13 protein-coding genes and 5 tRNA genes are annotated in these 22,852 nt (G+C 72.5%); 16 read left to right on the top strand and 2 right to left on the bottom strand.

The window, feature by feature from the left end:
- Positions 1–8: 8 nt before the first annotated feature.
- The 13 genes from QN157_00090 to QN157_00030 all read left to right on the top strand — a co-directional run bounded on the left by QN157_00090 (position 9) and on the right by QN157_00030 (position 18,003).
- Positions 9–3,455, top strand: coding sequence for a DNA polymerase III subunit alpha (locus tag QN157_00090; protein MDR7553984.1), 3,447 nt, complete (start codon positions 9–11; stop codon positions 3,453–3,455).
- Positions 3,456–3,513: 58 nt separating this feature from the next.
- Positions 3,514–4,131: a TlpA disulfide reductase family protein gene (locus QN157_00085; GenBank protein ID MDR7553983.1), complete on the top strand. Its 618-nt coding sequence runs from the start codon at positions 3,514–3,516 to the stop codon at positions 4,129–4,131.
- Positions 4,128–4,853, top strand: a complete 726-nt coding sequence (locus QN157_00080; GenBank protein MDR7553982.1) for a DUF881 domain-containing protein — start codon at positions 4,128–4,130, stop codon at positions 4,851–4,853. The genes QN157_00085 and QN157_00080 overlap by 4 nt, the downstream gene beginning before the upstream one ends.
- Positions 4,854–5,146: 293 nt before the next feature.
- A complete protein-coding gene (locus QN157_00075; protein MDR7553981.1) occupies positions 5,147–6,106 on the top strand; it encodes a hypothetical protein in 960 nt (319 codons plus the stop codon).
- 111 nt (positions 6,107–6,217) lie between these two features.
- Positions 6,218–6,306, top strand: a tRNA-Leu gene (locus QN157_00070).
- A 74-nt stretch (positions 6,307–6,380) separates the two neighbouring features.
- A complete protein-coding gene (gene polA / locus QN157_00065; GenBank protein MDR7553980.1) occupies positions 6,381–8,999 on the top strand; it encodes a DNA polymerase I in 2,619 nt (872 codons plus the stop codon).
- 46 nt (positions 9,000–9,045) lie between these two features.
- Positions 9,046–9,699 carry a dephospho-CoA kinase gene (gene coaE, locus QN157_00060; protein MDR7553979.1) on the top strand — a complete coding sequence of 218 codons (654 nt, stop codon included), beginning with the start codon at positions 9,046–9,048 and terminating at the stop codon, positions 9,697–9,699.
- 12 nt (positions 9,700–9,711) lie between these two features.
- Positions 9,712–11,841 carry an excinuclease ABC subunit UvrB gene (gene uvrB, locus QN157_00055; GenBank protein MDR7553978.1) on the top strand — a complete coding sequence of 710 codons (2,130 nt, stop codon included), beginning with the start codon at positions 9,712–9,714 and terminating at the stop codon, positions 11,839–11,841.
- A gap of 11 nt (positions 11,842–11,852) precedes the next feature.
- Positions 11,853–14,783 carry an excinuclease ABC subunit UvrA gene (gene uvrA, locus QN157_00050; GenBank protein ID MDR7553977.1) on the top strand — a complete coding sequence of 977 codons (2,931 nt, stop codon included), beginning with the start codon at positions 11,853–11,855 and terminating at the stop codon, positions 14,781–14,783.
- A gap of 12 nt (positions 14,784–14,795) precedes the next feature.
- On the top strand, positions 14,796–16,802 hold the full coding sequence (gene uvrC, locus QN157_00045) for an excinuclease ABC subunit UvrC (GenBank protein MDR7553976.1): 2,007 nt from the start codon (positions 14,796–14,798) through the stop codon (positions 16,800–16,802).
- Positions 16,799–17,620 carry an ABC transporter ATP-binding protein gene (locus QN157_00040; protein ID MDR7553975.1) on the top strand — a complete coding sequence of 274 codons (822 nt, stop codon included), beginning with the start codon at positions 16,799–16,801 and terminating at the stop codon, positions 17,618–17,620. The genes uvrC and QN157_00040 overlap by 4 nt, the downstream gene beginning before the upstream one ends.
- A gap of 223 nt (positions 17,621–17,843) precedes the next feature.
- Positions 17,844–17,918, top strand: a tRNA-Gly gene (locus tag QN157_00035).
- Between the two features lie 10 nt (positions 17,919–17,928).
- A tRNA-Cys gene (locus QN157_00030) sits at positions 17,929–18,003 on the top strand.
- Between the two features lie 159 nt (positions 18,004–18,162).
- On the opposite strand, the gene QN157_00025 is transcribed toward QN157_00030, so the two are convergent.
- Positions 18,163–18,250 (bottom strand) — tRNA-Leu (locus tag QN157_00025).
- Positions 18,251–18,335: 85 nt separating this feature from the next.
- Positions 18,336–19,355, bottom strand: a complete 1,020-nt coding sequence (locus QN157_00020; protein MDR7553974.1) for a diguanylate cyclase — start codon at positions 19,353–19,355, stop codon at positions 18,336–18,338.
- A 407-nt stretch (positions 19,356–19,762) separates the two neighbouring features.
- Between QN157_00020 and QN157_00015 the strand changes: the two genes are divergently transcribed.
- From QN157_00015 to QN157_00005, 3 genes are all read left to right on the top strand, one after another.
- Positions 19,763–22,099 carry a PAS domain-containing sensor histidine kinase gene (locus QN157_00015; protein MDR7553973.1) on the top strand — a complete coding sequence of 779 codons (2,337 nt, stop codon included), beginning with the start codon at positions 19,763–19,765 and terminating at the stop codon, positions 22,097–22,099.
- Between the two features lie 169 nt (positions 22,100–22,268).
- A tRNA-Thr gene (locus QN157_00010) sits at positions 22,269–22,344 on the top strand.
- Positions 22,345–22,411: 67 nt separating this feature from the next.
- Positions 22,412–22,852, top strand: a 441-nt coding sequence (locus QN157_00005; protein ID MDR7553972.1) for a GTP-binding protein, incomplete at its 3' end; no start/stop codon positions are given.

Raw genomic sequence — 22,852 nt, 5'->3', positions numbered from 1 at the left:
GTGAGCCCATGGCCGACGTCTTCGTGCACTGCCACCTCCACACCGAGTACTCCCTGCTCGACGGTGCTGCGCGGATCGAGCCGCTGGTCAAGGCGGCGGCCGCGATGGGCATGCCCGCCGTGGCCATCACCGATCACGGCGCGATGTACGGGGTCGTCGAGTTCTACCTGCAGGCGCGCCAGCACGGGCTGAAGCCCATCATCGGCGTCGAGGCCTACGTCGCGCCGCGCCGGCACACCGACCGCGACCCCAAGCTCGACGCCACGCCCTCGCACCTGGTGCTGCTGGCCACGGACCTGCAGGGCTACCGGAACCTGCTGCGGTTGACGACCCACGCGCACCTCGACGGGTTCTACTACAAGCCCCGGATCGATCGCGAGTTGCTGGCCCGCCACCACCAGGGGCTGGTGGCCCTGTCGGGGTGTCTGCAGGGCGAGGTGACCCGGGCGCTGGTGCGCGACGACTACCGCGCGGCCCGCGAGATCGCCGCGACCTACCGCGACATCTTCGGCCCCGACCGCTTCTTCCTGGAAGTGCAGGACCACGGGCTCCCCGAGCAGCGGGTGAACATCCAGGGGATGCGGCGGCTGGCCGCCGAGCTGGGGCTGCGCCTGGTGGCGACCAACGACGTGCACTACGTGCGGCGCGACGAGGCCGACGCTCAGGACGCCCTGATGTGCATCCAGATGAACGTGACCCTGGAGGCGACCGACAAGCCGCGCATGGGGGCGGTGCCGGAGTTCTACCTCAAGAGCCCGGCGGAGATGGCCCACCGGTTCGCCGAGCTGCCCGACGCGCTGCGGACGACGGTGGAGATCGCCGAGCGGGTGCACCTGGAGCTGGAGCTGGGCCGGCCCAAGCTCCCCCACTTCCCCGTGCCCGCGGGTGAGACGCCCGATTCGTACCTGCGCCGGCTGTGCGAGGAGGGGCTGCGGCGGCTCTACGGGCGGCCGCAGCCGCAGGTCCAGGCACGCCTGGACGAGGAGCTCCGCGTCATCGCCCAGATGGGGTACGCGCCCTACTTCCTCATCGTGTGGGACTTCGTGACGTTCGCACGGCGCCGCGGCATCCTCACCACCGTCCGGGGCTCGGCGGCCGGCAGTCTGGTCCTCTACACCCTGGGCGTCACCGACGTGGATCCGCTGGCCTACCGGCTGCCCTTCGAGCGCTTCCTGAACCTGGAGCGCTACACGATGCCCGACATCGACGTCGACTTCATGGACAGCCGGCGCGACGAGGTGATTCGCTACGTGATCGACAAGTACGGTGCCGATCACGTGGCCCAGATCATCACCTTCGGCACCATGGGCGCGCGCCAGGCCGTGCGCGACGTCGGGCGGGTGCTGGGGCTGCCCTACGGCGACGTGGACCGGATCGCCAAGCTCATCCCGTTCAACGCCACCATCGACGAGGCCGAGCGGGCGGACCCCGAGCTGCGCCGTGCCGCCGACGAGTCCCCCCAGGTCCGGCGGCTGCTGGAGCTCGCGCGCCGGCTGGAGGGTGTCGCCCGGCACGCCAGCACCCACGCCGCCGGCGTCATCATCTCCCGCGACCCCCTCATCGAGCTGGTCCCGCTGCAGCGCGCTACCCGCGGCGACCTGGTGATGACCCAGTACGACATGGACGCCGTGGAGAAGATCGGGCTGCTGAAGATGGACTTCCTGGGCCTGTCGTACCTGACGATCCTGCACCGCGCCCTGGAGATCATCCGGCAGACCCGCGGGGTCGCCATCGACCTCAAGCGCATCCCGCTGGACGACCGCGCGACGTTCGAGCTCCTGTCCCGGGGCGACACGGTCGGCATCTTCCAGCTGGAGGGCGCCGGCATGACGCGCTACCTGAAGGAGCTCAAGCCGACCCGCATCGAGGACATCTTCGCCATGGTGGCGCTGTTCCGGCCGGGCCCCATGGCCAACATCCCGGCCTACATCCGCCGCAAGCACGGGGCCGAGCCCATCACGTACCTGCACCCGCTCCTGGAGCCCGTGCTGGCAGACACCTACGGGGTGATGGTCTACCAGGAGGACGTCATGGCCGTCTGCCAGGCCGTGGCCGGCTTCACGCTGGCCGAGGCCGACGTCCTCTGTTACGCCATCCGCAAGAAGATCAAGGACCGGCTGGAGGCGCAGCGCGAGAAGTTCCTGGCCGGCTGCCGCCAGCAGGGGGTACCCCGCAAGGTGGCCGAGCAGATCTGGGAGCAGTTCGAACCCTTCGCCCGCTACGGGTTCAACCGCGCCCACGCGGCCTGCTACGGCCTGATCGCCTACCAGACCGCCTACCTGAAGGCGCACTACCCCGCCGAGTACATGGCGGCGGTCCTCAGCGTTGAGGCGCAGGGGCAGGACTGGATGGCGAAGGTGGCCGGCGCGGTGGCGGAGTGCCAGCGCATGGGGATCCCGGTGCTGCCGCCCGACGTCAACGCGTCGGCGGACACGTTCACCGTGGTAGGCGAGACCATCCGGTTCGGGCTCGCGGCCGTGAAGCACGTCGGCCAGGGTGCGGTGGAGGAGATCCTGCGGGCACGGGCAGCCGGCGGGCCGTTCCGGTCGCTGGCGGACCTGGTCGCGCGGGTCGACACCCGGGTGGTGAACAAGCGCGTGCTCGAGAGCCTGATCAAGGCCGGCGCCTTCGACTCCCTGGGCCGACCCCGGGCGGCGCTGTTGCAGGATCTGGACGGCGTCCTCAGCGCCGGCCAGCGCCTGGCCCGGGCGCGCGCGGCGGCCCAGACCGGGCTGTTCGGCGACGCCGGCGGGTCGGACGACGCCGAGGCCCCGCCGGCGGCAGTGGAGGAGTTCTCGCGTGCCGAGCTGCTGGCCATGGAGAAGGACATGCTCGGCCTCTACGTCTCCGGCCACCCGCTGGCGGCGGTCCGCGAGCGCCTGGCCGCGCGGATCACGGCGACGATCGACCAGCTGGCAGAGCTGCGCGACCGCAGCGAGGTGGTCATAGGCGGCCTGATCACCGCGCTGAAGCGGACCACCACCCGGGCAGGTGCCGCCATGGCGTTTCTGACGCTGGAAGACCTCACGGGCAGCGTGGAGGTCATCGTCTTCCCCAAGACCTACGAGGCGGCGCACCTCGTGCTCAAGCGCGACGCCGTCGTGATCGTGCGCGGCCGGGTGGACGTGGCCGAGCAGCAGGTGAAGGTGCTGGCCGAGGCCGTGCTGCCCCTGGACGACGCGCCCGGGGCCGGAGCGGCCAACGGCGGGGCCGAGGTGCTGCACGTCGTCGTGGACGCGGATCGTCATGGCGAGGCCGGCCTGCACCGGCTGCGGGCGGTGCTCCAGCGGCACGCCGGCGACCGGCGCGTCCTGCTCACCGTGCGCGCCGCGGGCCGCGAGGTGCGCATGCAGGCGGGCGCACTGGGCGTGGCGCCCGGGACGCGGGTGATCGAGGCCGTCGAGGCGTTGCTGGGCCCCCAGACGGCCCGCTGGCTGCCAGCCGACCATGGCTGACCCGCCCGCCGCCCTCGGTGCGTCCGGGGATCACGGGGCGGCCCCTGCGCCCCCGGAGGTGATCGCCGCGCACGCTGGGACGGACGCGCAGCCGGCAGGCACGCGGCTGTCCGGACGGACGGCGACGTTTCCCTGGCGCCTGGCCGCGCTGCTGGTGGGGATCGCTGCGGGTGGTGCGTATCTCGCCGGCACCCGCAGCGTCCCGGTGCCGCCCACGTTCCCCCAGGAGACGGCCGCGATGCGCGCCCCCGCGCCGGCGTTCGTGCTCCCGTCGCTGCGAGACCCCGGGACGATCGCCCTGCAGGAGTTCCGCGGCCAGGTGGTGGTGCTCAACTTCTTCGCCTCGTGGTGCAAGCCGTGCGAGCTGGAGGCCGCCGACCTGCAGCGGACCTGGGAGGCGATGGAGGGCCGGGGCGTCGTGCTGCTGGGGATCGCCATCCAGGACCGCGACGAGGACGCGCGACAGTTCCTCCGCAGGCACGGGCTGACCTACCCTGCGGCGATCGATCGCGACAACCGCGTGGCGGACGCCTACCGCGTCACCGGGATCCCCACGACGGTCTTCGTCGACCCGTGGGGCCGGCTGGCTGGCCGCCACGTGGGCGTCTTCGTGGGGGCAGAAGGCCGGGCCCGCCTGCAGGCCCGCATCGAGGCGGCCCGCCGGAGCGCGCCGTGAGAGGCCGCGCCCGGGCCAGGGTCGCGGGCCTCCAGCTGGTGGCCGCTGTCGTGCTGCTGGGGCTGGGCTTCCTCTTCGTCGTGCAGTTTCGGGCCGGGCGCCTGCTCAGCGCCCAGCCGGAGGTGCCCACGCGCAACATCTACGCTATGGCGACGCTGCTCCAGCAGGAGCGCGCCGCCCGCGCGGCGCTCGAGCGCCGGGTCGCGGAACTCGCGCAGCAGCTGGCCCAGTACGAGCGCACCGCGGCCGAGGGGAAGACGCTGGCCGCGGCCATGAGCAAAGAGCTGGAGCACCTGCGGGTGCAGGCCGGGCTGCGCGCGATGCAGGGGCCCGGTGTGGTGGTCGTGGTCCAGGACGCCCCACAGAAGACCGCCGGGGCGCCCGTGGTGGTCACCTACCACGACCTGGTGGCCATCGTCAACGAGTTGTGGGCCGCCGGGGCAGAGGCGGTGGCGGTGAACGGCCAGCGCGTGGTGGCGACCACCGGGTTCGGCCAGGTGGGGGGCACGATCGTGGTCGATCTCCAGCGGCTGGTCGCACCGTTCACCATCGTGGCGCTGGGGGATCCGGCCACGCTGGACGGTGCGCTTACGATCCGGGGCGGCGTGGTGGAGGGCCTGCGGGCCCTGGGACTGTCGATCAGCATCACGCGCCACGGGACCCTGACCGTCCCCGCCCATCGGGGCGGCGTGAAGTTCGAGCACGCGCGGCCGGTCGAGTGATAGTGATGGACGACGGGTCCACCGGCGGCGTTTGGGACGTCGTCATCGCGGGCGCGTCGTTCGCCGGGCTGGCGGTGGCCCGCGCGCTGGCCGGAGCGCCGGCTGGCGGCCCTCCAGCCGACCTGGGGGTGCGCCCGCCCGGAGGGCCGTCCGCGGACGCAGGGAGGCCCGGCTCTCGCAGCGGAACTACGCGATCGACGTCGGCTGGGCCGTCTGCAGCCGCAGGAAGGTCCGACCGCACGCGACCTGCCCACAGGATCCTGCTGCTGGACCCGCAGCGGATCGGGGAGGGCGTGACCTCGGCGTGCGCCGCGCCCGTGCGCGTCGTGCGCCTGATGGGCGCCGAGGCAGCCATCGCGCAGGTGCACGATGCGCTCGTGCTGCACACCCCCGACGGTGACGCCCGCTGGCCGCTACCCGAACCCTTCTGCACCTTCGACTATCGCCGTTTTTGCCACCAGGCGGCTGCGGGGTGTGGGGCGGCGTTTCGCCTGGCCAGGGTGCGCGGACGCGACGGCCGGCGGGTACTGACATCAGACGGCGTGGTCGAGGCCCGGTTCCTGGTGGACGCGACCGGCCCCCGCGCGGCCCTGGCAGGCCCCAGCCGGCCGCGCTACGTGGCTTTCGGGATCGAGTCGGAGGTCCCCCGGCCGGTGGACGCCGGATTGCACTTCCACTTCCTCCCGGACCTCCCCGACGGCTACGCGTGGGCATTCCCGGCGGGGGACCGGACACGCTTTGGCGTCCTCTCCTACCGTGGCCGCACGAAGCTGCTCCCCGTCCTCCGGCGGTTCATGGGCCGGTTCGGGGTGACGCCCGGCGACCTGCACGGCGGCTACCTCGCCACGGGATGGACCGCGGGCGTCGCCGCGGACGTGTTCGTGGTGGGCGATGCGGCGGGCCACTGCCTGCCGCTGTCGGGCGAAGGGATCCGCACGGCGGTGCTGGCCGGCCTGCGGTGCGGCACGCTGCTCCGCGAGGTGCTCGATGGCCGGCTCACCGAAGCCCGAGCCCAGGACGCCTACCGGGCGTTCCTTGCCACCGCACGATGGCGCTACCGGGTCCTGCTGCTCGGCAACCTCCTGCTGCTCGCGCTGCCCCGGCGGGCGCTTGGGCCGGCGGTCCGGTGGCTGGCGCGGCCCAGGGTACGGCGGTGGTTCTTCGGGCACTACCTGGGGATCCTCGACGGGGCACAGCCCGCGGGGTCCAGAGCGCCGACGCACGGTGCCCCGGACTGGTTGCGCGCTCAGTAGCCGCGCGCCCATGACCGCGCGGGGTTCGAAGCGCCGACGCATGGTGGCCCGGGTTCGCCGCCTGCCCTGGCCGGTTGAACCGTCCCAACGCCGAATGCTACCATGGGCCTGGCCGGGGTGGCGGAACTGGCTGACGCGCTTGACTCAAAATCAAGTGGGGCATAGGCCCCTTGCGGGTTCGAATCCCGCCCCCGGCACCACCTGTCGTGGACCTGCGGCCTAAGCCTCCGCAACCTGACGTGCGGTCCGACGATGCCTGCCGCGGGTGGCGCCCGTGAGCGGAACGCTGGTCCTCCTCGACACCAACGGCTTGATCTACCGGGCGTTCTACGCGCTGCCCTACCTGACGACCTCGTCGGGGCGGCCCACCAACGCGGTCTACGGCCTGACGGCCATGGTGTTGAAGGTGCTGGAGGAAGAGCGTCCCGACTTCATCGCCGCGGCCTTCGACCGGCCGGAGCCGACGTTCCGGCACGCGCAGTACGAGGCCTACAAGGCCCACCGCGAGGCGATGCCCGACGACCTGCGGCCGCAGGTGGCCCTGGCCAAGCGGGTGCTGGAGGCGCTGCGGATTCCCATCGTGGAGGTCCCGGGGTACGAGGCCGACGACGTCATCGCGACGCTGGCGCGCCGCGCGGCCGCCGATGGCCTCGAGGTCCTGATCGTGAGCGGCGACCTGGACACGCTCCAGGTGGTCGGTCCCCGGATCCGCGTGATGGTGACCAGCCGGGGGGTCACCGAGACCGTCGTGTACGACGAGGCCCGGGTGCGCGCGCGCTTCGGGTTCGCCCCCGCGTTGCTGCCAGACTACAAGAGCCTGCGCGGCGATCCCAGCGACAACATCCCTGGCGTCCCCGGGGTCGGCGAGAAGACCGCAGCGTCCCTCGTGGCGCAGTTTGGCACCGTAGAGCAACTCCTCGCCCGCCTGGAGGAGGTCCCGCCCAGGCTGCGCGCGGCCCTCGCCCAGGCGGCCGACCAGATCAGGCAGAGCAAAGCGCTGGCGACGCTTCGCACCGACGTGCCGCTCACCGTCGACTGGGAGGCGTTGCGCACCCGCCCCCCCGATCGTGACGCCGTGGAGGCCCTGTTCACGGAGCTGGAGTTCCGGGTGTTCCTGGAGCGCATGCGCGCGCAGCCCGACCCCGCTGCCCGCCCGTCGGCTGCTCCCACCGTCGCGCCGGCGGTCGGCGGCGACGATCTCGCGCGCCTGGCCCGGGGCGCGGCGTGCATCGGCGTCGCCTTCGCTCGCGGCGACGGCCATCCCCTCGTGGCCCCGTTGCGCGCGGTCGGCCTGGCCTCGGCGGCCGGCGCAGCCTGGGCGCCGGTGCACGACGACCGCCTACCGCCCGCGATCGCCGCGGTCCTGGAGGATCCGGCGATCCGCAAGGTGAGCGCCGATCTGAAGAGCGACCTGCTCACCCTCACCGCCCGCGGCGTGCGTCCCGGGGGGTTCGACTTCGACGTCAGCATCGCGTCGTATCTGCTGAACCCCAACAAACGGACGCACACCCTGGCGACCGCGGCCCGGGACTTCCTGGGCCTGGACCTGGACGAGGACCGACCGGCGTCGCGCCATGCCCCCGACGGCGCCTGGGCCGGTCTCGCCGCGGCGGCCCTCCTGCGGTTGCGCGAGATCCTCGAACCGCGCCTGCGCGAGCGGGAGGTGGACCGGCTGTTCGCGGACGTCGAGCTCCCGCTGGCGGCGGTGCTGGCCGAGATGGAACGCCACGGCGTCGCCGTGGACCTGCCCTACCTGGCGGCGCTTGGCGACGAGCTCGCCGGCCGCCTGCAGGCGCTGGAACAGGAGATCTACCACCTGGTGGGCACCGAGTTCAACCTCGGCTCCCCCCGCCAGCTCGCCTTCGTGCTGTTCGAGAAGCTGCAGCTGCCCCCGCTCAAGCGCACCAAGACCGGCTACTCCACCGACGCCGAGGTGCTGGAGGCGCTGGCATCCCGGCACGAGGTGGTGGCGAAGATCCTGGAGCACCGCGAGCTGGCCAAGCTCAAGTCCACCTACGTGGACGTGCTGCCACGTCTGGCCGATCCGCGCACCGGGCGCGTGCACACCACGTTCAACCAGACCCTGGCCGCGACCGGGCGGGTCATCACCGAGTCGCCCAACCTCCAGAACCTGCCCATCCGCACCGAGGAGGGCCGGAAGATCCGGCGGGCGATCGTGGCGCCCCCGGGGATGGTGCTGCTCAGCGTCGACTACTCCCAGATCGATCTGCGCGTGCTGGCCCACATCACCGGCGACCCCGGGCTCGTCGACGCGTTCGCCCGGGGCGACGACGTGCATGCGGTCGTCGCCGCCGAGGTGTTCGGGGTGGCGCGCGCGGCCGTCACCCCCGAGCTGCGCCGCCGGGCCAAGACCATCGTCTTCGGCGTCGCCTACGGCATGAGCGAGCACGGCCTGGCCCCACAGCTGGGGATCGACCGCGCGCAGGCGCGTGCCGTCATCGAGCGGTACTACGCCCGGTTCCCCGGCGTCCGCCGGTACATGCAGGAGGTCGTCGAGCAGGCCCGGCGCGACGGCTTCGTAACCACCGTGCTCAACCGGCGGCGCTACCTGCCCGACCTCCTGAGCCGGAACCGCCAGGTGCGCGAGGCGGCGGAGCGCACCGCCATCAACACGCCGATCCAGGGCTCCAGCGCCGACATCATCAAGCTCGCCATGCTGGCCATCGCCCGCGAGGTGCTGCCGGCGCACCCCGGGGTGCGGATGACGCTCCAGATCCACGACGAGCTGCTCTTCGAGGTGCCCCAGGGCGCCGAAGCGCGCGTGGCGCGCGAGGTGGTGGCGCGCATGGAGCGTGCGTACCCGCTCCGGGTGCCGCTGGTGGCCGAGGCGAAGGTCGGACCCAACTGGGCCGAGATGCGGCCCGTGCCGTAACGGGGCGCGAGGACGGCGGGCGAGCCGACGCGACCGGAGTCGACGCGTGAAGGTGATCGGCCTGACGGGGGGCATCGCCAGCGGCAAGACCCTCGTGGCCCGCATGCTGCGGGACCTGGGCGCGCACGTCATCGACGCGGACGCGCTGGCCCGGGAGGTGGTCGCGCCCGGCGCCCCGGCCTACCGCGAGGTGGTCGCGGCGTTCGGGCCCGCAGTGGTCCGTCCCGACGGCACCCTGGACCGGGCGGCGCTGGCGGCCAGGGTCTTCGGCGACCCCCAGGCCCGCGCGACGCTGAACCGGATCGTCCACCCCCACGTGCGCCAGCGCATGGCCGAGGCGCTGGCCGCCGCGGCGGCGGCCCACCCAGACGGCGTCATCGTCCTGGTGATCCCGCTGCTGCTCGACACCGCCCCCGCCGACCTGTATCCGTTCGACGGGATCGTGGTCGTCTGGCTGGACGAGGCCGCGCAGGAGGCGCGCCTGATGGCGCGGGACGGGCTCACCCGGGAGGAGGCCAGGGCGCGGATCGCCGCCCAGCGACCGCTGCGAGAGAAGCTGGCGGAGGCCACCTGGGTCATCGACAACAGCGGGACGCCGGAGGAGACCCGTCGGCAGGTGGAGGCGCTCTGGCGCCGCTGGCAGGGTGAGGCGGGGCAGCAAGGCCGCCGCGATGCCCGGGGGAACCCGCCCGCCCCCTGATATACTGAAAGTATGTCCGCCTTCACGATGGAGACCGATCTGCCCCCGCGCGGTGACCAGCCGCGGGCGATCGCCGAGCTGGTGGAGAGCGTCCGGGCCGGCCACCGCTACACGACGCTGCTGGGGGTCACGGGCAGCGGCAAGACCTACACCGTGGCCCGGGTGATCGAGCAGCTCCAGCGCCCCACCCTGGTCCTGGCCCACAACAAGACCCTGGCCGCGCAGCTCTACAGCGAGTTCCGCCAGTTCTTCCCCCACAACGCGGTGCGGTACTTCGTGTCGTACTACGACTACTACCAGCCCGAGGCCTACGTGCCCCAGACCGACCTCTACATCGCCAAGGACGCGTCGATCAACGACGAGATCGACCGCCTGCGGCACGCCGCCACCAAGGCGCTGATGGAGCGGCGGGACGTGATCGTGGTAGCCTCGGTGTCGTGCATCTACGGCCTGGGCCGCCCGGAGGACTACAAGGAAGTCATGCTGCTGGTGCGCCGCGGCGAGCGCCGCACCCGCGAGGAGCTCCTGCGGCGGCTGGTGGACATCCAGTACGAGCGCAACGACATCGACTTCGCCCGCGGCCGGTTCCGGGTGCGGGGCGATGTCATCGAGGTCTTCCCCGCCTACGAGGAACGCGCCGTTCGCATCGATCTGTTCGGGGACGAGGTGGAGCGGATCCTCGAACTCGACCCGCTCACCGGCGAGGTGCTCGAGAGCAAGGAGGCCGTGGCGATCTGGCCGGCCCGGCACTGGGTGACGACGGAGGAGCGGCTGGCGCGGGCCCTGGCCTCCATCGAGGCGGAACTGCAGGAGCGCCTCGCGTGGTTCCGCAGCCAGGGCCGGCTGCTGGAGGCGCAGCGCCTGGAGTTCCGCACGCGCTACGACATGGAGCTTTTGCGCGAGACCGGGACGTGTCCGGGCATCGAGAACTACTCCCGGCACCTGGACGGGCGGGCACCGGGCGAGCGCCCGGGCTGCCTGCTCGACTACTTCCCGCGGGACTTCCTGCTCGTGGTCGACGAGAGCCACGTGACGATCCCCCAGGTCAAGGGGATGCTGGAGGGCGATCGCTCGCGCAAGCGCAACCTGGTGGAGTTCGGGTTCCGGCTGCCGTCGGCCTACGACAACCGGCCGCTGTCGTGGGACGAGTTCGAGCGGCTGATCCCCCAGGCGATCTTCGTCTCGGCGACCCCCGGGCCGTTCGAGCTCGAGGTGAGCGCCCGGGTGGTCGAGCAGATCGTGCGGCCCACCGGGCTCGTCGACCCGTACGTAGAGGTCCGTCCGGCCCGTGGCCAGGTGGACGACCTGCTGGCGGAGATCAAGGCCCAGGTGGCGCGGGGCGAGCGCACCCTGGTGACGACCCTCACCAAGCGCATGGCCGAAGACCTCACGGCCTACCTGCAGGAACTGGGCGTCAAGGTCCACTACCTGCACGCCGAGATCGACACCCTCCAGCGGGTGCAGATCCTCAAGGACCTGCGGCTGGGCACCTACGACGTCATCGTCGGCATCAACCTGCTGCGGGAGGGGCTGGACCTGCCCGAGGTGTCGCTGGTGGCGATCCTGGACGCGGACCGCGAGGGGTACCTGCGCTCGGAGACCGCGCTGATCCAGACCATGGGACGCGCCGCCCGCAACGTCGCCGGCCGGGTCATCCTCTACGCTGACGAGGTCACCGACTCGATGCGCCGCGCCATCGCCGAGACCAACCGCCGCCGGGAGATCCAGCTGCGCTACAACGCCGAGCACGGCATCACGCCGGCGACGGTCGTCAAGCCCATCCGCGACATGATCGACGTCGAGCAGGTGGCCGAGGACCTGGCCACCTACCAGCCGTCGGCGGAGCTCCTGACCGCCGAAGAGCTGATCCGCCTGGCCGAGACCCAGCGGGCCAAGGTGCCGTGGGAGGTGGCGCGGCTGCTGATGCTGTCGCCGGCCGAACTCGAGCAGACGATCGCGGCCCTGGAGCGGGCCATGCGCCAGGCCGCCGCCGAGCTGCAGTTCGAGAAGGCCGCCGTGTTGCGCGACCAGATCACCGAGCTGCGCAAGGGCCTGGGCGAGCCGTTCTTCGCCGGCGCGGGCGGGCGGGCCGGGGCGCGTGGGCGGGGACGCGGTCCCGGGCGGGGCCGGCGGCGGGGGTAGACGGGGACGCCATGCCACGCGACCGGATCGTCGTCCGCGGCGCACGCGAGCACAATTTGAAGAACATCACCGTGGAGATCCCGCGGGACCGGTTCGTGGTCCTCACCGGGATCTCGGGGTCGGGCAAGTCCTCGCTGGCCTTCGACACCATCTACGCCGAAGGACAGCGCAAGTACGTGGAGTCCCTGTCCGCTTACGCCCGGCAGTTCCTCGGGTTGATGGAGAAACCCGACGTCGACAGCATCGACGGGCTGTCGCCGGCGGTCTCCATCGACCAGAAGGGCGCGCCCCGCAACCCGCGCTCGACCGTGGGGACCGTCACCGAGATCTACGACTACCTGCGGTTGCTCTACGCCCGCGTCGGGACGCCGCACTGCCCCCGGTGCGACCGGCCCATCGCCCGGCAGAGCCGGGAGCAGATCGTGGACCAGGTGCTGGCGCTGGGCGAGGGGACCCGGGTGCAGGTGCTGGGGCCCATCGTGCGCGGCCGCAAGGGCGAGTACCGCCAGCTCTTCGACGACCTGCGCCGGCAGGGCTTCGCCCGAGTGCGGGTGGACGGCCTGGTCTACGACCTGTCCGAGGAGATTCCGCTGGACAAGCACCGCAAGCACACCATCGAGGTGGTGGTGGACCGGCTGGTGGTGCGGCCCGACGTCCGCGCGCGCCTGGCCGACGCGGTGGAGACGGCGCTAAAGCTGGGCCAGGGGCTGGTCTTCGTCGACGTGGTGGGCGACGGCGAGGGCGCGCCTGCCGCATCCGTGCCGCGGGCCCGCCGGGGGCCGACGCCCGACGACGGCGTGCTGGTCTTCAGCCAGCAGTTCGCCTGCCCGGACCACGGCACGGTGCTGCCCGAGATCGAGCCGCGCATCTTCTCGTTCAACAGCCCCTACGGGGCGTGCCCGACGTGCACCGGCCTGGGGTTCAAGCAGGAGTTCGACCCGGACCTGGTCCTGGACCGCGACAAGAGCCTCCTGGACGGGGCCGTGGTCCCCTGGGCCGCGTCCACCAGCGAGTACTACCAGGAGCTGCTGCAGTCGCTGGCGGCCCACTACCGCGTCGACATGAAGACGCCGGTGCGCAGGCTGCCACGGGCGTTCGTGGACGTCCTGCTCCACGGGAGCAGCGAGCCGATCCGGATCCGCTACCACACCAAGTGGGGTGCCCTGCGCAGCTACGAGGCGCCGTTCGAGGGCGTGCTCCCCCAGCTCGAGCGCCGCTACCGGGAGACCGACTCGGACTACGTGCGGGAAGAGCTCGAGCAGTACATGACCACGGCACCGTGCCCCGACTGCCGGGGCACGCGTCTGAAGCGGGAGTCCCTGAGCGTCAAGGTGGGCGGGCTGAACATCGCGGAGCTCACCGCCCGCACGGTGCGCGGCGCGCTGGAGTTCTTCGAGGGCCTGCGCCTGTCGCCCCGCGAGCAGTTGATCGCGGCCCAGGTCCTCAAGGAGATCCGGGCGCGCCTGGGTTTCCTGGTCAACGTGGGGCTCGACTACCTGACCCTGGACCGGACGGCGACGACCCTGTCGGGCGGCGAGGCCCAGCGCATCCGGCTGGCCACCCAGATCGGCAGCGGCCTGGTGGGCGTGCTCTACGTGCTCGACGAGCCCAGCATCGGCCTGCACCAGCGCGACAACCGGCGGCTGATCGACACGCTGTGCGGGCTGCGGGACCTGGGAAACACGATCCTCGTGGTGGAGCACGACGAGGAGACGATCCGCGCCGCGGACTGGGTCATCGACATCGGCCCGGGGGCGGGTGCCGATGGCGGGCGCGTCGTCGTCGCCGGCACCCCCGAGGACGTGGCGCGCCACCCGGCGTCCCTCACCGGCCAGTACCTCTCGGGCCGGCGCCGGATCGCCGTGCCCGCCCGCCGCCGGCCCGGGACCGGGCACGCGCTGGTGATCCGGGGGGCCCGGGAGCACAACCTCAAGAACATCGACGTGCGCATCCCGCTGGGGATGTTCGTGGCCGTCACCGGTGTTTCGGGCTCGGGCAAGTCCACGCTGGTGGACGAGATCCTCTACCGCGGGCTGCGGCAGCGCCTCTACGGCACACGGCAGCGGCCCGGCGCCCACGATCGCCTCGAGGGCGTCGAGCACGTGGACAAGGTCATCGAGATCGACCAGTCGCCGATCGGGCGCACCCCCCGCAGCAACCCGGCCACGTACACCAAGACCTTCGACCTGATCCGCGAGCTGTTCGCCCAGACCGCCGAGGCCCGGATGCGCGGCTACGGCCCCGGGCGGTTCTCGTTCAACGTGCGGGGCGGCCGGTGCGAGGCCTGCGAGGGCGACGGCATCGTGCGCATCGAGATGCACTTCCTGCCCGACGTCTATGTGCCCTGCGAGGTCTGCAAGGGCACGCGGTACAACCGCGAGACCCTGGAGGTCACCTACCGGGGGAAGACCATCAGCGACGTGCTGGAGATGACCGTGGCGGAGGCGCTGACGTTCTTCGAGGCGATCCCGCGCCTCCGTCGCAAGCTCCAGACCCTGGACGACGTGGGGCTGGGGTACATCAAGCTCGGCCAGCCGGCGACGACGCTGTCGGGCGGCGAGGCCCAGCGGGTGAAGCTCGCCGCGGAGCTGTCGCGCCGGGACACCGGCCGGACCGTGTACATCCTCGACGAGCCTACGGTGGGGCTGCACTTCGCCGACGTCGAGCGCCTGCTGGGCGTGCTGCACCGCCTGGTCGACGCCGGCAACACGGTGGTCGTCATCGAGCACAACCTGGACGTGATCAAGACCGCAGACTGGGTCATCGACCTGGGGCCCGAAGGCGGGGACTACGGCGGCGAGGTGATCGCGGAGGGCACGCCGGAAGCGGTGGCCCAGGTGCCGGGCTCGTACACCGGGCAGTTCCTCCGCCGGGTGCTCGACGCCGCCGCGGTGGCGCCGGGTGCGCCAGCGGCGGCGGGCGGCGCGGCCCGCCGCCGCTAGGAGCGCGCGGTCGTGGGGCGGGCCACGCTTCCAGGCGCGCGCGCCGGTGACGCCAGCGGTCCGCAGGCGACAGAGCGGGCGGGAGACGACCTGCGCGCCACCCTGCGCCTGCTCCCCGCACGCCCCGGGGTCTACCTCTTCAAGGACGGCGCCGGCCGGGTGCTGTACGTCGGCAAGGCCGCCTCGCTGCGCGCCCGCGTCCGCCAGTACTTCCAGGCGCCGGCGGCCCAGTCCAACCCCCGCCTGCGGCTGCTGGTCCCGCGCATCGCCCGCGTCGACACCATCGTGACGGCCAACGAGGTGGAGGCGCTGATCCTCGAGACCAACCTCATCAAGCAGCACCAGCCGCCGTTCAACGTCCGCATGGCCGACGACAAGGCCTACCCGTACGTGAAGATCACCCACGAGCCCTATCCCCGCATCGTCATGACCCGCAAGGTCGTGCGCGACGGGGCCCGGTACTTCGGCCCCTACCCGTACCACGAGCCGAAGCTCGTCGGCCGCACGATTCGCACCATCCGCAAGCTCTTCAAGCTGCGCACCTGCGCGCTGGAGATCACCGGTGACCTGCCGCGGCCGTGCCTGGACTACGACATGGGCCTGTGCTCGGCGCCATGTGTGGCCTGGGGAGCCACGGCGGCGGCCTACCAGGAGCAGGTCCGTCAGGCCGTCGCCTTCCTGGAAGGGCGCCAGGCCGCCCTGGTGGACGCCCTCCGGGCGGAGATGCAGGCAGCGGCCGAGGCGCTGGAGTTCGAGCGCGCGGCGCAGTTGCGCGACCAGCTGCAGGCGCTGGAGGCCATCGCCGAGCGCCAGCGGATGGCCAGCGCTGCGCTGGAGGACCGTGATGTCGCCGCCGTGGCGCAGTCGGGCGACGTGGCCTGCGTGGTGATCTTCACGATCCGCGCCGGGCGTATCCGCGACGAGCACCACCTGATGCTCACCGGCACCCGCGGGCTCGCGGCCGGCGAGGTGCTCTCCCAGGTGCTGGCCCGGCACTATGCGGACCTCCCCGATACGCCGCGCGAGCTCCTGGTGGACGTGCCGCTGCCCGACGCAGGGGTGCTGGCCGCGTGGCTGGCGCAACGGCGGGGCGGCCCGGTCGAGGTCGCCGTGCCCCAGCGCGGCGAGAAGCGCCGCCTGGTGGACCTGGCCCGCGAGAACGCCGCCCTCTACCTGGCCCAGGCCCGGGCCCGCGAGGTCGGGCCGGCGGGCGTAGGCGTGGTGGAGCTGCAGGAGGCCCTGGGCCTGGAGGCCCCGCCGTTTCGCATCGAGGCCTACGACGTCAGCCACTTCCAGGCCGGCGAAGCGGTGGGCTCGCTGGTGGTCTTCGAGGGCGGCCGGCCGCGCAAGGCCGACTACCGGCTCTTCCGCATGCGGGGGCCGCAGACCCACGACGACCACGCCATGCTGCAGGAGATGTTGCGCCGCCGCTTCGCGCGCGCCCGCCAGGAGCAGGAGGCGCTGGACCGTGGCGAGCCGGTGAGGGCGCGGTGGTCGGTGCTGCCCGACCTGATCCTCGTGGACGGCGGCCGGGGCCAGCTGGCGGCGGCCCGCGAGGTGCTCTTCGAGTACAACGTGGCCGCGCCCGCGGTGGGGCTCGCCAAGGAGGAGGAACTCCTCTACCTGGCCGATCGCGCCGAGCCGCTGCGGCTGCCGCGGGAGGCGGCGGCGTTGCAGCTCGTCCAGCGGGTGCGCGACGAGGCCCACCGGTTCGCCAACACCGCGGGCCGCCGGTTGCGCGAGCGGCGCATCGTCTTCTCGGTGCTCGACGACATCCCGGGGATCGGCGAGCGGCGCAAGCGCGAGCTGATCCGGCGCTTTGGCTCCGTGCGGGGCGTGCGCGCGGCCTCCCCCGAGGCGCTGGCCGAGGTCCTGGGGCCGCGACTCGCCGCGCGCGTGGCAGCCTATCTGGCCCAGCACCCCGATCCCCGCGCCGTGCCCGCTGCCGGCGCGGATCCCGTCGGGCATGCGGCGCCCGCGTCCCCGCCGCCGGCCACGTCCGCGCCGGATCGCCGGTGAGCGAGACCGCCACCGCCCCGGCGGTGTCGCCGCCCGCACCGCCGGCGCCCGCGGTGCGCCTGCGCGAGGTGACCCATCGGTTTCGCGCACCCCGTCGCGGCGCCGCTGCGGTGGTGGCCCTCGATCAGGTGACGCTGGACGTGCCCCCTGGGATGGTCCTGGGCGTGCTGGGGCCCAACGGCGCGGGCAAGACCACGTTGCTGCGCATCGTGGGCACGCTGCTGGTGCCCACGGCCGGGGAGGTCTGTGTGCTGGGGATCGACGCCGTGCGTCGTCCCGACGCGGTGCGCGGCCAGCTGGGGGTCGTTCTGGGCGGCGAGCGCAGCGTCTACTGGCGTCTGACCGGCCGCGAGAACCTCCTGTACGCGGCGGCGCTGCACGACCTCCCCCCGCAGGAGGCCCGCGAGCGCGCGGACGCCCTGCTGGCCCTGGTGGGGCTGACGGCCCGCGCCGACGATCTCGTGGGGTCGTACAGCACCGGCATGCGGCAGCGTCTGGCCATTGCCCGCGCGCTCATCCACGATCCGGCGCTCCTGCTGCTGGACGAGCCCACGGCCGGTCTCGACCTCCAGGCCGCCACCGACCTCCGTCGCCTGCTGGCCGGCCTGCGGGCCGCGCGAGGTCGCACGGTGATCGTGGCCACGCACCACGTCGAGGACGCCGGCCGCCTGTGTGACGTCGTCGCCGTGCTGGACCGTGGGCGCGTGCTGGCCTGTGCCCCGCCCGCTGCGCTGGTGGCCGGGTATGCCGCGCGCAGGGGCGCGCCGGCCTCGCTGGAGGAGGCGGTGCTCGACCTGCTCGCCCGTACGGGCGGGTGACCTCTGGCAGACGGGCACAGTGCACGGACGCGCGGCCGGAGGGGAGCGCGGGCGCGGTCAGGTCATTGGTGCAGGTTCCGGTGCTGGCTCGGCGACAGTGCATGAACGCGCAGCGTGGGAAGAGCGTGGGCCTCGCTGCGCGCGTGTGCGGGGCAGGCGAGGCAGGCCGTGATTCTGGACTTGCCGGGGCGTCCCGACTATAATCGAACGTAGCCTGGCGCGGGCGGGAGTAGCTCAGAGGTAGAGCGTCTCCTTGCCAAGGAGAAGGCCGTGGGTTCAAGTCCCATCTCCCGCTCCAGCGATGTCGAGGCGGCGTAGCCAAGAGGCAAGGCAGGGGTCTGCAAAACCCCCATACGCCGGTTCGAATCCGGCCGCCGCCTCCACACTACACGTAGGACCTGTTTTTCCAGCGCGTTGCTCAACGAGCAGGCCAGCGCCGGTTCGCCCACACGTAGGGTTGGCTACGAGGTCATCGACAAGTCGTTGACGAGGCCGCCGCCTCCACCGACACGTCAGGCTTGTCCGGGTACACACCAGCGAGGTGGTGGGCAGGGTGGGATTCGAACCCACAAGCCCATGGCGGGCAGAGGCTTTTAAGGCCCCCGCGGTTGCCGGTTTCGCCACCTGCCCGACCGTATTCTACCTTATGCGTGCGGGCGGGCGCACGTTGCAGCCGCAGCGCACTCCACGGTAGGTCGCACCGTTACCCCGCCGCTCACCACGGCCGCTCCTGGGCGACGGTGTCGTGCATCATCCCGGCGTCTTCTGCGTCCGGCCCGATGGCCCGGAAGATCACCCGGTTGCGCCCGCTGGCCTTGGCCTCCCGCAGCGCCGCATCGGCGGCCTCCAGCACGGTGGTCGCCCCAAGCGGCCCGTGCTCGGCCGGGTCGTACGTGGTCACCCCTGCGCTGATCGTCACCTGCAGTGGACCCTGGGGCGTCTCGACCCCGAGGTCGGCGACCGCGCGCCTGACCCACTCGGCGAGCTCCACTGCGTCCCTGTCTCTGGCGCCGGGGAGCACCCACACGAACTCCTCGCCGCCGTAGCGGGCCACGAGGTCTGAGATGCGCCGACGCTGGGCCAGCACCCGCGCCACGTGGCGCAGGACGTCGTCCCCGACCTGGTGGCCGTAGACGTCGTTGATCTGCTTGAACCGATCCAGGTCCAGCATGATCACCGAGACGGTCTGTCCCGAGCGGCGGGCCCGTTCCATCTCCGCGAAGATCTGCTCGTCGAACGTGCGCCGGTTCGGCAGGTCCGTGAGCGGGTCGCTGGTGGCCAGGCGTGCCAGCCGCGCGTTGGCCTCCTTCAGCTCGTCCTGAAGCCGCTTCACCCGCAGCGCTGCGCGCACCCGGGCGATCAGCTCCGCCGTCTCGAAGGGTTTTCCGACGTAGTCGTGCGCGCCGAGCTCGAGACCGCGCACCCGGCTATCGGTCTCGGTGCGCGCGGTCATGAGCACCACCGGGATGTCGCGGGTCTTGGGGTCGGCCTTCAGCTGTTGGCACACCGCGAACCCGTCGAGGTCGGGCATCATCACGTCCAGGAGGACGAGATCGGGCGCGTGCTCGCGGGCGTAGGCCACCACCTGGCTCCCGCCCGGGAGGACGGCAACCTGGCACCCCAGCGCTTCCAACCGCCGGCGCAGCAGCTCCAGGATTCCTGGCTCGTCGTCGACGATCAGGATCCGGGGGGGCCGGCCGCCCATGTCCAGCTTGCTCCCGCCCGTTGCGGCCACGCGGCCCTCACCTCGTTGGCCTCGCCCGCAGGGTGGGATACGCCACCCGATGGGCTACCTCTGCCGCGGCTTTCGCCGGCCGTGAAACGCTCTCCTCCGACCCGGGAGCCGTATCGCACCACGCGTGGCGCGACGTGGCCGTCGACACGCTTCCCTCCGGCCCAGGGAGCCGTGGGTGCCGTGGCCCGGTGCGCCCGCGCGCCACAGGGCGACGGGCAGAGCGCGAGATAGTGCTGGTGCAGCGGACGAACCCCATGGCCCGGCATGGGGCGGTGCCACCGCGCGCCACCGCGTCGGCTGCGGTGCCGATCGGCTGCGCGGCGCCGGACGTCTTCTGCTCGCCGGAAGTGGGTATGTAAGGTGCCGGGAGCTTCGCCGAACATTTCGCCCGCGGAGGCCCGACGATCGTGCAGCACCGCCCATCGCCGCAGCCGTCGGTCCTGTTGCTCGTGGCCAACGCCCTGTCGCTGGTCGTGGGGTGTCTCTCGCTCGCCTACCCGCACGTGTTCGCTGGCCCGCCCGTGCCCGAGGGGCTCCGACAGCTCAAGCTGGAGCTGTCGCGCCTCACGGTACTCTTCCTGGCCTCGGGCGTCTGCGGGCTCGTGGCCTACGCGGTGAAGGCGCGGCGCGACCATCCCCTGGCGGTGGCGCTGGCGGCCATCAGCGCGCTGCCGTTCGTGGCCGGCGCCGCGCGCGCGGCCCAGACGCGTGTCTGGATGGGAGCCGCGCTGTCCGCGGCGTTCGCGGTCGGCGTGGTCGTGGACGCGGCGCGCCGGTGGCACGGCCAGCCACGGGTCGGGCCGGTCTCCGCGCTGCAGGGCGTGGGGCTGGTCACCGCCCTGACATTTGCCGCGTTGGGGCTGGCCGCGTCCGGGGTGCTCGGCTGGCCGCGGGGCGCCTGGGTGACCGGCCTGCTGCCGCACCTGGCCGTCGCCATGGGCCTGGCGGCCGTGCTCATCGTCGTGGCGGCCTGGGCGCCCCGCCTGCGCCCGGGCGCGCAGGTGGCGGCCGCCCTGCCTGTCCTCGCGCTGGCCGCAGGGTCAGGGACGATCGGCCGCTGGGTCGGCGTGGTGACCTACGGCATGCTCGGCCTTGGCCTGGCCACGGAGCCGTGGCTCGTGGACCTGCAACGGGAGCGCATCTGGCAGCGCCGCGGCCAGAGTTCCAGCGTCACGGCGTTCGAGTTTGCGACCGAGGGCGTCGCGTGGGCGTTCACCCTGCTGGTCGGGCTCCTCGCCCTGCTGGCCGACGAGCCCGCGCGTCGCGTCTGGCTGAGTGCCGTGATGGTGGCCAGCAGCCTGTTCACGGCCGCGTGGTTCCACGTCGTGCCGGCCGCAGGCGGCATCGGGCGCACGGTCTTTGCCACGACAATCTACAGCGTGTTGACCACCGCGTTCGCCTGGCTGACGGGCGGCGCCCGCAGCCCCTACTTCTTCCTCGTGTTCCTGCCCATCCTCGCGCTGGCCTGGACGCACCTGCCGCGCGCGATCATCGTGCCGGTCGGCCCGCCGGTGGTCGCCGTGGTGGCCGAGGTGCTCCTGGCCGCCCGCGACGGTCTCCCCGCCATGGGGCAGGCGGCCATGGCCGGCGTTCCGAGCCTGGTGGGGCTGGTGCTAATGGCCGGCCTGGCGTACTTCCTGGCCACGCGCAACCTCCGCGGGCGCGGCAAGGTGGAAGAGGCGGCCCGGCAGCTGGAGACCGTGCTCGCCCACATGGCTGAGGGTCTGGTGTGCACCGACGCGGCCGGGCGCATCCAGTTGTGCAATCCCGCCGCGGCCGCCCTGAGCGGCCGCACGCGCGAGGCGCTGCGCGGCGCCCCCATCCTGGACGCGCTCCCCCTGCGGCAGCTCGACGGGGCCCCGCTGGCTCCGGCGGCGCACCCCGTGCGCCGGGCGTTGGGCGGCCAGCCGGCGCAGAGCGTCCGCCTGCAGCTGGCAACCTCGCCGCCCCTGCCCGTGGCCGTCACGGCGACGCCGCTGCGCGACGACGGGCGGGTGCAGGGCGCCGTGGTGCTGCTACGGGATATCCGTCACGAGCTGGAGATGGAGCGCGCCCGCGAAGACTTCCTCCACATCGCCTCGCACGAGCTGCGCACGCCGCTGACGGTAATGAAAGGGAATCTGGAGGTGGCCCTGGAGGCCGACCCGCCCGAGGCGGTGCGTGCGCCGCTGGAGGATGCCCTGGCGTCTACGGTCCGCCTGATCCGCATGGTCAACGAGTTCCTGGACGCCGCGCGCCTGGACCAGGGGGCGATGACGCTGCGGGTCGAGCCGGGCGACCTGCGGCTCGTGGTGCAGCAGGCCGTCGACATGCTGCGCGCCGACGCCGAGCGCAAGGGGCTGGCGCTGACCTACGTGCCGCCCGCAGACCTGCCGCCGGTCCGGATGGACCCCGAGCGTGCCCTGCAGATCCTGGTGAACCTGGTCGGCAACGCAATCCGCCACACCGTGCGGGGGGGTATCGAGATCACCCACGCGGTGGAGGAGGACACCGTGGTCACCGCCGTGCGCGACACCGGCGTGGGGATCGCCCCCGAGCACCGCGACCGTCTGTTCACGCGCTTTGGCCAGCTCGAGCGGGGACTGACGCGCGCGCCCGGCGGGAGCGGGCTCGGCCTGTACATCTCGCGGAAGCTGGCCGAGCAGATGGGGGGCACGGTCGTGCTGGCGGAGAGCACCCCGGGGCAGGGCAGCACCTTCGTGCTGCGCCTCCCCGCGGCGGCCGTGCCCGCCGGCAGCCGCTGACCGCGCGGGGCGCCGCTCAGCCGGGCGGGCGCACGAACAGGAAGTAGACGATCAGCCCGAACAGCAGCCAGAAGATGACGTCCATGCTCGCCGAATTCGACGGCGTGCGCGGCCGTCCTGCGCGCGTTGACGGTCACCCCCCCTCTGCTATAATGCTCCGGGGAGTTGAGCCCACGTAGCTCAGGCGGCAGAGCGTGTCCTTGGTAAGGACAAGGTCACCGGTTCGAGTCCGGTCGTGGGCTCCAGGAAGCAGGGCCGCCGCAGGCGGCTCTTGTCCTTGGAAAGGAGACACCGCGAGAGGAGCCGGACGCGATGGCGAAGCCGAAGTTTGAGCGGACGAAGCCGCACGTGAACATTGGGACGATTGGGCACGTGGATCATGGGAAGACGACGCTGACGGCGGCGATCACGCATGCGATGGCGGCGGCGGGGCTGGCGCAGGCGAAGGGGTACTACGACATCGACAATGCGCCGGAGGAGCGGCAGCGGGGGCTGACGATCAACATCAGCCATGTGGAGTACGAGACGCCGGCGCGGCACTATGCGCACGTAGACTGTCCGGGGCATGCGGACTACATCAAGAACATGATCACGGGGGCGGCGCAGATGGATGGCGCCATCCTGGTGGTGAGTGCGGCGGACGGGCCGATGCCGCAGACGCGGGAGCACATTCTGCTGGCGCGGCAGGTGAACGTCCCGGCGATCGTGGTGTTTTTGAACAAGGTGGACATGGTGGAGGATCCGGAGCTGCTG

It is taken from the genome of Armatimonadota bacterium, from assembly GCA_031459855.1.
Taxonomy (GTDB): Bacteria; Sysuimicrobiota; Sysuimicrobiia; order Sysuimicrobiales; family Humicultoraceae; genus Fervidifonticultor; species Fervidifonticultor primus.
The sequence above is the reverse complement of the archived record's forward strand: the minus strand, read 5'-3'. Positions and strand labels throughout refer to the sequence as shown.

Excerpts from the sequence above, each read along its gene's own strand:
- QN157_00090 (MDR7553984.1), top strand. The coding sequence starts at position 9 with ATGGCCGACGTCTTCGTGCACTGCCACCTCCACACCGAGTACTCCCTG.
- uvrB (MDR7553978.1), top strand. The coding sequence starts at position 9,712 with ATGTCCGCCTTCACGATGGAGACCGATCTGCCCCCGCGCGGTGACCAG.
- uvrA (MDR7553977.1), top strand. The coding sequence starts at position 11,853 with ATGCCACGCGACCGGATCGTCGTCCGCGGCGCACGCGAGCACAATTTG.